Genomic DNA, 11,932 nt, shown 5'->3' with positions numbered 1-11,932 from the left:
TGTGGGGCTTCTTTTTGTTTGAGCTAAATTCTTTGCAGCGATCGCAATACTACCGCCGTCCAGAGCAGATATTTCTGCTTTGGTGAGTGAGACATTTGCGAACGCTACATTTTCAGGAAAATTCAAACTTAGATTATCGCTGTCAAAATTTAGCTCTACTGTTCCTTGTCCTGCCAATCCTGCTAACTCGACTCGACCACCACTAGTCTGTAAGATTCCACCATCCAAGCTGACATTACCGCCCACTAACAACAAACTTTTACCAGTAAAAACTTCTAGAGGTGTTCTAGATTCATTAGTGATGGAACCTTGAGCCGCAATTTGATTGAATAGAAAGGCAGAAGGCTCAACCGTCAGTAATGCGGGATTATTTGGCACAGAAGCATTGAAAAACCCTTGATTGCCAAATTGCAGCGCATTGGCTGTCGTCGCCACAAATGAACCACCAATGTTCAAACTGGCATTCGGTCCAAAGACTATCCCACTGGGATTAATCAGAAACAAATTGGGATTGGAAAGCCCAGAGGTAGCGAGAGTACCCATAATTTCCGAGCGACTACCACCCGTCACTCGAACTAAAATATTCTCGATATTCGAGCTAGGACTAACAAAATCCGCTTTATCTCCAGCTTTGATGTTGAATTGCCCAAAGCTATGGAAAAGGTTGGAACCTGTTACTGTTCCCTCAGTAATAGTTTGGATATTGCCTTGGGGTGTGACGACGGAATTAGTGGGGAGGGTGCCATCCGGAACGATTTGAGTTTCTTGAGCCTGAATAGAATCTATGGTAGCTAGAGAGTAGATACTAATTCCGCTGATGATCCAAAGGCTGAGAATGTACTTTCTCATGATATCCATTGCCTCAGTCAGTTATTAACTTTAGAACAGTTGTAGTTCAGTATGTAGTGTGCCGACGTATTCTTACTGATGAATTCAAGTGACGATGAAGATGGAAATAAATTACAGCTATTCACAGTCTTGGGAATTTTTTCGTTCTTTCCATCATTTGTCAAGCGATTAATTTCAAGAGTCACTGAGCTATAAAAAAGACATCCTGAATTAAGTTGAACGGTATCTCCAGCTTTCACACCAGGGTTCATGGTGGACTCAGGTGTAGCTATTTGTCCGTTTATCTGTAAATATATCTGGTCTAGTGAAGGATTGTTGGCAGTAGATTGTAGGTTTAAACTTGTAAAGTCTAATTTAGAAAATTGTTTTTCAAAGAGGAATTGATCTCGTGTATCGATTAAAAGACTAGCGGCTTGAACTGTAGAACCTGAATCTGTCAGAGATTGCACGGTTATACTGTTCTGGGCCAAAGTGTAATCTCCAGAGGTAGCGATGACTCCACAAGCCACCAGCAAGCCCAATAGCCACAATTTCCAGTTCCAACTTTTCCAGCTTTGAGTCATATCAGAAATTCCCTCTTACTAAGCAACAGGAGTTAAGCTCACTCTGAGTCATTGCTGATAAAAATCAACACTAACCAAATGGTCAGAAGTTTGCCTCCCATAAGAACAAACACACTTTACTCTATGAATGTTGTCAGCCCCGGTTTATATATCAGTTCAATCTCCAAACTTTTATGATTTAACCAAAAAATATTCACAAAACTTGACGTTTTAGTCGAAGATTTTGTCCTGCCAACTTGGGCGATAAGCCGGAGGCTTGACGCAAAGCGTATCGCTCTCCCGAGCACTAACAAATTCTCTTACACCAACCTCCAACGCCAACACACTCGTGTATCGATTCATCCCAAATACCGCTCTTTAAGAAGTTGTGGTTAAGTCAGCGCCCTGTTAACTGCTTAGTTCTTATTAACAAAATACTTACGAAAGGTTTATATTATAACATTTTTTCTATCAAAATTAGAACACTCTGTTTATCTACGCTTGAGCGCAAAATCACGATTACCTTTCCACACCATAACGCCCAACAATCGGCGCATTGGCAAACTCTTCTAACCCAACAGCTTTTAACAAATTAGTCCAATCCTGTGTAAGCACGGATGAACCTGAATTAGTACGACGCATATCAGCTAAACTTGTTAAAGCATCCTGCCAAATTTGATTAACAGCATAGACAGTGTATTCTTCTGGTTTAGCTGCTTTTAACTGACTTTCAAGATTCGGGGTAAGCGCAACTTTTTGCACCCATGCTTTAACGTAATAATAATCAGATGTGTTTTCTGGATTGCCACAATAAACTTTAAAATACCATTGATACTTGTTGTCTTGCCTGAGGGCATATTGCGGATTTTGTGGCAGAGTCATGCCAATGACACCAGACTTTTGGGGCAATGTTAAAAATGTCTTGTAAATATTTCTGCCTCTCTCATCCTGAAACACAAACTCTCCAGAACGCAGATTCGTGGGTAAGTCAGGAAGATAAACCCAAAAGGTTGGATACTCAGAGACTGTTAATGTTAAGAAAGATATCGATTCATTGACACTTCCCTCACCAGGAACTAGGGCAGTTACGGGCTGTTTTACGTCTGGGCAGCCATTACGGCTTGCCGCTCCTTGACGGCGACCAGTGGGTGCGCCACTACGTGGAAAGTTCAATTTCTCAAGGCGGTTTTGTGTATTTGCATTCTTATTCTTGACTGGTTGAACAACCTGTGCATGTACTTGTGGAGAGTAACTCGCAAGACACAGGAGTATCACAGGGATAACGCCAGCAAGTTTCATAATTCAACGTCCAAATGCCGATGTCACCATATAACATCAAGACGCAATACCTGTATTCCGGAATTTTATTTTCGTATTTTCCCTACCACAGCCATAGCTGTTAATATTAATGTCAAGGCAGGTGGAATTAGTGGTATCCATCCAGCTTGTGTAAAGATGACAAAACAAATTGCAAATAATATTGATAGCACTCCTGCTACTGCTAACCCAAGATACTCAGGCTTTGAGTAGCGCCATGCGATCATTCCTCCCACCAACGACCATACCCAAACCCAAAGTGCTTCCATCCACCAAGACCACCACCACAACAAAGGTCTACCATCTTCAACAGCACTGAGAATATGGCTGACCATATGCGCTTGCACGAACACTCCTGGTATTTTCTTTTGTATTTTCTTTTTATAAAAGGGAGTTTTCCAATAATCAGCAGTACTTGGGGCTGTGACGCCAATAAGAACAATACGATTTTTTAACAACTCAGAATTAATTTGGTTATTGTTATTAAGGATATCTCTGAGAGATACAGTCTCAGCAATATTTTGCTCAGTCCGTAGCGAACGATAATTCAGCAGCACTTGATATCCGGATGCATCGACTGTTTGGTAACCGCTAGTATGCTCTTTTAATGGTTTAAATAAAACGTTGCCAATTTTTAAATACCCTTGTGGGGTGATATCTGCTTTAATACCTTTAGAAAGCAAATAGTGACGCGCAAGCTGAAGGCTTAAAGCATTCTCTGCGGTACAAGGAGATTTAAGGGAAGGAGTTAAATACAATAATTGCCGACGTGGGATTTCATCATCATCTACCACAAAATCACTAAAAGTCTGGCGTTCTGTTGGAACTTCGTACGGGGGATGGATACCGTCAGGTGCGTTATCAGAATTAGCAGAAACTTTGCACACCGCAAAAATACGTGAATCCTGCTTGAGGCGATTGATTAAATTTTCATAGTTAGGATCTACAGAGAAATCCCGATAAATATCTATACCGATAGTTGTTGGTTGATACTGCTCAAGTTTTTGCAGCAATTGAGTCAGTGCTTTATCCGAAAGCGATCCAGTCCTTTTCATCCCCTTCTCGTTTTGATAACGAATATCTGCTTCATCAACAGTAACTATCACTAGACGTGGATCTGAAGTTTCAATTCCGGGTCGCAGTTGCATTAAATGGTCATAAGCTTGCAATTCAAAAGATTGTAGCATTCCGAAATAGCGCATTCCCATGACTATGCTTGTGACAAGCACACTCACCATAAGCACAGTCAGAATTTGACGTTTAGGATTGGTTTTTTGAGTGCTTAATTCTCGCCAAGTCAAGGGGACAACTCTGGGATTTTGGAAAATGACTGGTAACCAAGTCGCATTTGGAAATTTATCTTCCAACCCTTGCAGCTTTTCTCTTGCTTCCCGTGAAGCCAGATACAAAGATTTACCACTCGAAAAAGCGACTAGAAAATGCTTTAAAAATTCTTGTGCTACTTCATCTGGTATGGGTTCCCGCATGACAATCATTTGCGGGATGTTTAAAGAAGCTAATTGCCGTCCTAATCCTAAACCATCACAGGAGTTAAAAATTGCTAGCTGTAAACCTTGTGCGATCGCTCTTTTTAAACCGAACTCTAACTCTTCAATTGTTAAGCTGTCAGTTTTATTAATATAAATACGACCAATATCATCAGCAGTTTCACTATGCCCGGCGAAAAATAGAATATCCCACTGCTGCCAAAGATAATTGTTTAACTCTTTGCGTTGCGGTTCTACTAAAAAAACTGTTTCAGCATTTTGTAAATTTTCTAACAACTGACGGTCTATTTGAACATCAATTCCACTACTATTTCCCAGAATCGCCAAAACTCTAACTTTGGGTTTACGTAGTGGTTTTGGAGGAGTTTGTGATGCTGTTGTCGTTAGGGCAAATTCTGCTAACGAGTATCTATCAAAGAAATCCCACAAATGCCAGGGAATTCTTTGTAATTCCAGATTCTCGGTGCGAATGAGTACTCGAATAACTTCATCCCGTTTTAATTCTTCGCGTAATGTGTTGTTGACACTGCGAAATTCCTGAGAATCAAACCATCTTTGTAAGCAGTCAATTAATACTTTAGCTTTTTGACGGCATTCTGAAATTCGCGTTGTGATAGAACCATCGTAAATAATTTCTTGTGGCTTGATGCGACTTGGCATTCCTAAACTGCGATACTTGTGTTGCCACTGGCACAGGTAGGTAGCCAAGTCGGGACATGGTGGTAATTTGCCAGAGATTTCTATTTCTGGGGGAGCACAATCTGAGCCAATCTCTAGTGTCACCCGAAATCCCTGATATTCTAAATCACCATCCATTTTGAGAACAACTAACTTCGCCATAGAACCATTTGAAATTTGGGATGATTTTGAAGTGTCAAAATAACACTAACAAATCGTGAGAGTTTTTACATTTAGTCAAATCCTTAACAATTTAAACATAGCTATTCCACAGAGCACAAGTCATTTTGTACACTAATCTTTAGGTTATAAAAAGCTCTGTAAAGCTGACATCACCTAAAGTAACTTTAACGCTAAAACGTTCTCCAATTTCGCTACTAAAGTTTAATTGAATACTCTTTGTGTTTCTTGCGGTTGCCTGCATGACTGCTATTCCATCTGAATCCAATACTATCAGTTCAAGTTCTTCTGGTAAGTAATTTTGAATACCAGTTGGGTACACTTTGACACCGATATTTATTTCTTCTCTAGAAGCTGGGAGCAATCCTACCACTAAAGCGATGATTTGACTTTTTGAATCTCGTCCTAAGTCTAGGAGTTTACCTTTCTGTAGACTAGAATTTGAATTCTCTGGGTGAAGAGCTAAAGTTTGTTCAGTTCCTCTAAATCTAAAAACGAGTTCTGATTGTTGCGGATTCAAAAGCGATTCTATAGTTTGCCAACCAGCATCAACAATATTCATCAACCACTGGCTCAAGTGAGTTGGCTGTTGAACTTTTTCAATTGGTTGGTTCAGATGTATAAGCAAATCTTCAAGCGAGCCTAACTGGCTTAGAAGTAAGTCACCACTATCAGGAACTGTTTTGACAAATCCCAAGAGTGTTGCTTCTTCAAGTGATGACTCAAACTGTACAGCTACATAGCCAATTCTATCTGAGTAAACTTCTGGTGGAACATGAATAACTTTCTGGTTTGGTAACACCGGGAGACACTCTATTTTTCCGAAACCAATAACTTCTAAATCAGCAATATCCATGAGAGTTTGTATGAAAGGGTGACAACTTAAACTTGCCGACCAAGATGTTTGAATTTCCATACAACGCAGATAAAATTGGACAGCAAATACTGCCAAAGTATTGAGATAAACCTGTTTAGCTTTCTGATGACTCCTATGTTTTTTTCGGAAACGTTCTGCAAGTGCGTGAGCTTCTAAGCTTATCGGTACCGTAAAGGTTAAAGCTTCTGATAAATTTCCTCTCATTTGTACACCTATTCCTTAATCTACCTGATTATCACAGTATTCTTTTAACTTAGGAGAAAGCTTTTTGAGACATCGGTAATAGAAGCTGCTCACTGTAGAAACTTTCATTTCAAATTCTGCTGAAATTTCTTTCCATGATTTTCCAGACATTCTGAGCATAGCTAATGCTTGAAACGTTGCTTGAGGACATTTCTCTATATACTCATTTTTGAAAACGTCTTCTGGGTCTAATTCTATATATTCCTTAACGACTTCTGTGAGGTCTTTTGACTGTGTAGGTAAGGCCAAATTTTCTAGGTCAGCAATAGTCATTTTGGTCGCATAACCATGACCTAGATTTTTACGAAGAGCATCTTTAAAAAATCGTCGTGACAAAAGAACATTAACCCATACCAAAACCGTACCACGTTCCGGATCGTACTTGTCAAGATTTTGACAAATATAAAGAAAAAGTTCTTGACGTGCTTCATTGTAAATATCTTGAACATTGCTGAAAAATTGATTGTTTGATGGATACCAAAGATTGCCAAAACGCACAATGCTGTGAATTAGCTTTGTTAAAGCGATTTGCCGTTCCTGGGAATGCGACGGGTGTCGCTGCGCAACAGTTGCAAGCTGTAGTAAATACGAATCAAGTTCATCTCTCCTCATTACTTGAGACTCCAAACCTTGTTCAAGAGCTGAAGTGAACCTCTAACTCCTTCTCGTAGTCAAAGCATGGCATTTTATGCAAAACAACAGTATTTTTTACAATTCTTTACATTCCGAGTCAAAGCCTGGGAGGCTATGGACGCAGGTGTTGAGGCTATTATTGCTATTGGGAAGCGTTGGACAACAGATAGACGGTGGTGTGCGGTGTTGGTTTTAGAGCAAATTGCTGCGGACGATCTACGGCGATTGGAGGAGTTTCCTCAATTTTATCAGGGGTAGGTTGAAAACCCCGTGTTTTAAAGCTGGGGCTCAGCTTTAAGTTGAATTGCCAAAAGACATCAGGCAGTCTGTTGCAAGATTTTTGTTGTTGTAGCAATTACTTGGTGGCAAGTCTTGAACTATAATGCCGCAATTGTGTAGGCTAGAGCTTTCTTTCTCAGTTGTGTTGTTTTTCAGTCGAGTGGAAAGCCCCATCTCCTTGAGCAGGCGGTTAATGTGGCAAGTGCTAACCTGAATTCCCAATTCTTTTACCAGATGCTTGCTTAACCATTGCGCTGTCCAGCGTTTAAATGGATAGCCATACTCACGCGGACTATGGCTTGCCAATTCTTTCAACCGAGCGAGATATTGCTCATTCACAGTCTTGGGGCGTCCCATAGGGCGATCGCTCCAGTTATGAGCGTTACCTGTCTGTGCCATAGCAATCCAGTACCGTGCAGTTTCTTGAGCACACAAGAGTGCTTTACAGATTTGTGCTTGAGATAGACCCGCATCTGCCAGTAGTATAATTTCAATACGACGGCGATATTCTAGACGTAACTCGGCTTCTAGGCTTTTCAGCAACAGCTTGCGCTCTCTAAGTGTTAGGTAAAGACCTTGGTTTTCCACAGCAATTTCTCTTAGTAGAACTTGGGAATATTATAAGTTCGTTTGGATACTCTGCAGCGAACCTCTACCTACTTCTCGGAATCAATATCCAGGAATTCTGCAAATCGTTACAAAAATTCACATTAGTCTTGGTAGCAGTCATCTGTGTCGCTTTTTGACACTCCCCTGGCACTTGCCTCGCGTGCTATGCACTGCGTACGGCACGGCTACGCTTAACATTAGGGAACAGGGAAGGGGCAACAGGTGAGACCAGCCTCCGTCTTGCCGGTCTCCGTCACGATGGGGGGACTGGTTCTCCCGTTGGGCAACAGGGGGTTCTGGATGGGGATTTAAACTCCACCCAAAACTTGCCACTTATAGAAATGAGGGTCTCTTACTCCCGTAAACGAGAACTCTTAATGGGAAACTGTTAAGAGTTTCCTTCTTTGATAAAAAACATAATTACTTTAGTTATGCATAGAAAATAAGTTTCAAATCCTTGAATTTCTAGATTTAATATCAAAATATTGAAGAGGGATTAGACAATAAAGTAGCTAATTCCATCACAAGTAACTCATTGACTGGCAGTGTGCTTATCTCAATGCCAACTCTAAAGAAATTCAAGTCTGGAGTTCAATGGTTAGCCTGGTCAGGAGTGTTAGCTATGGTTAGCACCGGGGGCTGGCTGGTCTATATCCAGACTCGGAATCGACCTACAGAATCGGTGGCGCTGCCTGTAGTTACCGTAGAACGCGGCAATATTGAAACCACAATCAATGAAAGCGGCACCCTTGAACTGCGTGGTCAACAGACCCTCAAGTCTCCAGCAGAAGGCGCAGTTGAGCAAGTGCTAGTGCGGCTTGGGGACCAGGTCAAGTTCGGTCAGCCGCTGATTATTCTGCGTAACCCCGACCGCCAAACTATCCTTGCCAACCAGCAGTTGCAAATTCAAAAACAGGAACTCACTCTAGCACGTAACCGCCAGAAAGTTGTCGAAGCTGAGGAAAAGCTAAAAGCAGCTAAACAGGAAAACCAGACTAACAAGCAGTTGCAGATTCAAAAACAGGAACTCACCGTAGCACGTAACCATCAGAAAGTTGTCGAAGCTGAGGAAGAACTTAAAGCTGAGGAAAAGAAACTCCAAGAGCTTGAGGCTTTGGATCAAAGGGGCTTCATTCCAAAAAATGAACTTCGGACGCAGGAAGAACAGGTTCGCCGTGCGAAAACTGCTTTATGGGAGGCGAAGTTAACCGTCAGCAGCGATACCATCGAACTCCAAAACCTTCAGCTTGAGCGCCAAAATATGCAACAGCAAACGCGGGACAAAATTATGCAGGCTGAATCTGCTCTGTGGGATACTCAGTTAGCGGTCAACAACGATACCCGTGAACTTCAGCGCCTTCAGCTGGAGCTGCAAAAAATTCAGCAGCAACTCCAGAACAACGTCGTGACTGCGCCAATTAATAGTCAGGTTCTCGACATCAAAGTCAAGGATGGGGAAGGAGTTCAGGTGCGTACTGACCTGCTCATCCTGGGCGATCCCACCCAAGAACTCGTATCGCTCCAGCTTTCCACCCTGAATGCGGCTAAAGTCCGGGTCAACCAATTAGCTCGTATCAGTGTCATCGGTCCCAATGCTCAGACATTCGAGGGACGGGTGCAGAGCTTGTCTCCCATAGCAACCACTTCTTCTGGGAACGAGAGCCAAAGCAGCAGTCAACAATCGGGGCAAGCAACCGTATCTGCAAAAGTGCGACTTAATACCCCTTCCCGCAAGCTGATTCCTGGCAGCCAGGTAAATGTCGAAATTGTTTTGCAACAGCGGCAGAATGTAGTAGTTCTGAACACGGAAGCGATTCAGCGCTCTGAAGAAAAGCCCTTTGTATTGGTGCGAGATAAACAAGGTAAGGCTCAGAAAAAAAACATCACTCTAGGGCTAGAGGGGTTGACTAATGTGGAGGTGACCTCTGGTCTGCGCCTTGGAGAGCAAGTGGTGCTGCCTTCAGCTGATTCCAAACTGGAACCAGGAAAGTTGGTCATTCCCCAAGATAACCCTACTGAACCTAACAGCGAATAGCAATGAGTCTCAAATCTTTCGACTTACTAGCTCTTACTTGCCGCTCTCTGGGCGGCAATCCCTTGCGTTCTACCCTAACAGCTCTAGGCGTTTTCATGGGTGTCGCTGCGGTCACAGCAACGCTTCAAGTCGGTAGCATCAGTCGAGCAGTGATTGCTCGTCAAATGGCAGAGCGAGATATCCCTCAAGTCACAGTATACCCGGAGTCGCGACTTCTTCGGCTAGAAGATATGAAATTCTTGAAACAACGGCTGGTGGGCTTGCAAGCAATCAGTGCGTCCAGTATCCCATTTCCTTCCCCAACCGTATTTCAAGATGAGGAGGTTAAAAATCCTTCCATGATGGGTGTTTCCCAAAACTTCTTGCTCACATCAGGTAAGCAATTAGTAGCAGGGCGGTTCTTCACAAGGGCAGATTCTGCCAGCTATCGACCTGTGGTGGTAATTGATCAATTTCTGGCGGACAAACTTTTCAAAGGTCAAAAGCCAACGGGTCGGCGCATCTATGCCGCTCGCCGACCCTATATCGTTGTGGGGGTGGTGCAGACTAATCCCGGTAATAAGGCACCTGAAGGTGAGCTACTTGTGCCAATGTCGGTTTTTAACGCTTTGATGGGTAGTCGGGATATTGGAACTATTTGGATACGCCCCCGCAAACTCGAAGACCTGAAAAACTTGGAAGACCAAGTCCAAAAACTGTTGTCGCAGCGCTACCCAGGGCAGAAATTCTTTGTTTCAAACAATATTCAAGATATTCTGGAGCAACAGAAAACTCTTGAATCCGTTTCACGAGCACTGGCAGCAGTAGGAGTAATCTCTCTACTGGTAGGGGGTGTTGGCATTGCCAATATTACCATCGCCACTGTCACCGAGCGTACTGCGGAAATTGGTTTGAGGCGGGCAATAGGAGCAAAAAAACAAGATATCATGTTGCAGTTCATTCTCGAAGCGGTGCTTTTAAGCTTATGTGGGGGAACTGTTGCGATCGCTGCGGTGCATGGGTTAACGGTGGTGGTTGCTAATACTTTTAATTTGCCCTACCAATTGGAAAGCACCACAGCAGCTATGTCCTTAGGTTCGGCGCTGCTAGTGGGGGTAGGCGCTGGTTTTCTCCCGGCTTTACGTGCTAGCCAACTAAATCCTGTTACCGCCCTGCGTAGCACGTAGTGCTTGCCGCACCCCATCACAGCGAAGTACCCCACCTGACTTTTAAAAGTCAGGTGGGGTGGTTCATTTACTCAAAAGATTCGGGCAGCAAAACTGTCTCTATTGCATCCTACTTGCTACCTATGAATAGCGCAAAACTCCATTATCATTGTAGATTCCCCGAATCAGAATTGATGTATTGTTGTTGAACGTGCCATCTGTTCTACGACATTCTGCTGTGAGGGTAGCTCCAGAAACACCAATGTTTCGACAAGAAGCTGCATAACTACTAGCGGCAGTTGCGTTGCTAGTATAGCGCAAAACTCCATTATCATTATAGATTCCCCGAATCAGAATTGATGTGTTGTTGTTGAACGTGCCATCTGTTCTACGACATTGTGCTGTTAGGGTAGCTCCAGAAACATCAATATTCCGACAAGAATTTTGATAACTACTAGGATCGGTGGGTGCTGCAAAAGCAGGATTAATGGGAATTGTAGCCATGATTGCACCACAAGCAGCAAAAGTCATTAAACGTGGTGAGCGACTGAGTTTTGCGAGAAAAGACATGGGTATTCTCCTTTGATAAGTTGAGTTGTATTGTCAGGATTTAGCGTGTACGTTGTTCTTCCATTTACCTGAAAAAGGACAATAGAAATACCAGCAGTTGCTGTGTTAGCCTGCCAGAATTACTTGCCTATTTTTGGTGTTGAAATTTGTACGAATAAGTCAATTCAAAATCTAAAAAGCGTTTGAATTTGCATTCGCTAAATGTAGGTTTATATCTAGTCTAGATTCACCTACTTATCTAAGTAGAAATCAGCTGTTAACGCCTCATCTACTTAATTCAATTTTTAGACTATAGATTTTAGAAAATCAAGGTTGCACAGCTTACTTTTAAAACATAACTACAGGATTTATGTTCTGATTTTGTTAACTTTTTAAATGACTAAGAGTAGATCAGTGCTAAACATTAATATCTAGAATACTTCCGGCTTTTAAGAAAGCTAATGATTAATAAAATCATCATCTTTTGC

At 42.3% G+C, this 11,932-nt stretch carries 12 protein-coding genes; 3 read left to right on the top strand and 9 right to left on the bottom strand.

From position 1 onward, the window contains the following. The 7 genes from DP117_RS20400 to DP117_RS20375 form a co-directional block, all read right to left on the bottom strand. The coding region (locus tag DP117_RS20400; RefSeq protein ID WP_248277742.1) for a filamentous hemagglutinin N-terminal domain-containing protein at positions 1 to 849 on the bottom strand (849 nt) is incomplete at its 3' end. Between the two features lie 17 nt (positions 850 to 866). Continuing rightward, positions 867 to 1,412: a hypothetical protein gene (locus DP117_RS20395; protein ID WP_169220083.1), complete on the bottom strand. Its 546-nt coding sequence runs from the start codon at positions 1,410 to 1,412 to the stop codon at positions 867 to 869. 210 nt (positions 1,413 to 1,622) lie between these two features. Then, on the bottom strand, positions 1,623 to 1,754 hold the full coding sequence (locus DP117_RS37025; protein WP_282440309.1) for a hypothetical protein: 132 nt from the start codon (positions 1,752 to 1,754) through the stop codon (positions 1,623 to 1,625). Between the two features lie 156 nt (positions 1,755 to 1,910). Next, positions 1,911 to 2,690 carry a DUF928 domain-containing protein gene (locus tag DP117_RS20390; RefSeq protein WP_169220082.1) on the bottom strand — a complete coding sequence of 260 codons (780 nt, stop codon included), beginning with the start codon at positions 2,688 to 2,690 and terminating at the stop codon, positions 1,911 to 1,913. 65 nt (positions 2,691 to 2,755) lie between these two features. Then, positions 2,756 to 5,056 carry a CHASE2 domain-containing protein gene (locus tag DP117_RS20385; RefSeq protein ID WP_169220081.1) on the bottom strand — a complete coding sequence of 767 codons (2,301 nt, stop codon included), beginning with the start codon at positions 5,054 to 5,056 and terminating at the stop codon, positions 2,756 to 2,758. A gap of 139 nt (positions 5,057 to 5,195) precedes the next feature. Next, entirely contained in the window at positions 5,196 to 6,155 is a 960-nt protein-coding gene (locus DP117_RS20380; protein ID WP_169220080.1) for a DUF1822 family protein, read from the bottom strand. Positions 6,156 to 6,170: 15 nt separating this feature from the next. After that, positions 6,171 to 6,806: a sigma-70 family RNA polymerase sigma factor gene (locus DP117_RS20375; protein WP_169220079.1), complete on the bottom strand. Its 636-nt coding sequence runs from the start codon at positions 6,804 to 6,806 to the stop codon at positions 6,171 to 6,173. 66 nt (positions 6,807 to 6,872) lie between these two features. On the opposite strand from DP117_RS20375, the gene DP117_RS20370 reads away from it, so the two are divergent. Then, positions 6,873 to 7,085 (top strand): hypothetical protein, encoded by a 213-nt coding sequence (locus DP117_RS20370; protein ID WP_169220078.1) that lies wholly within the window; start codon positions 6,873 to 6,875, stop codon positions 7,083 to 7,085. Between the two features lie 36 nt (positions 7,086 to 7,121). Here DP117_RS20370 and DP117_RS20365 read toward each other — a convergent pair whose 3' ends face one another. Next, the gene (locus tag DP117_RS20365) at positions 7,122 to 7,694 is read right to left on the bottom strand and encodes a helix-turn-helix domain-containing protein (protein WP_169220077.1); all 573 of its coding nucleotides are present in this window, start codon (positions 7,692 to 7,694) and stop codon (positions 7,122 to 7,124) included. 643 nt (positions 7,695 to 8,337) lie between these two features. Between DP117_RS20365 and DP117_RS20360 the strand changes: the two genes are divergently transcribed. Both DP117_RS20360 and DP117_RS20355 read left to right on the top strand, forming a co-directional pair. Continuing rightward, positions 8,338 to 9,750, top strand: coding sequence for an HlyD family efflux transporter periplasmic adaptor subunit (locus DP117_RS20360; RefSeq protein ID WP_248277741.1), 1,413 nt, complete (start codon positions 8,338 to 8,340; stop codon positions 9,748 to 9,750). Between the two features lie 2 nt (positions 9,751 to 9,752). Beyond that, the gene (locus DP117_RS20355; protein ID WP_169220075.1) at positions 9,753 to 10,916 is read left to right on the top strand and encodes an ABC transporter permease; all 1,164 of its coding nucleotides are present in this window, start codon (positions 9,753 to 9,755) and stop codon (positions 10,914 to 10,916) included. Positions 10,917 to 11,036: 120 nt separating this feature from the next. On the opposite strand, the gene DP117_RS20350 is transcribed toward DP117_RS20355, so the two are convergent. Further along, positions 11,037 to 11,465, bottom strand: a complete 429-nt coding sequence (locus DP117_RS20350) for a CVNH domain-containing protein (RefSeq protein WP_169220074.1) — start codon at positions 11,463 to 11,465, stop codon at positions 11,037 to 11,039. Positions 11,466 to 11,932 lie beyond the last annotated feature (467 nt).

This window comes from Brasilonema sp. UFV-L1, from assembly GCF_012912105.1.
Taxonomy (GTDB): domain Bacteria; phylum Cyanobacteriota; class Cyanobacteriia; order Cyanobacteriales; family Nostocaceae; genus Brasilonema.
Note: the sequence above shows the minus strand (reverse complement) of the source record. Positions and strands in the feature narration are given on the sequence as shown.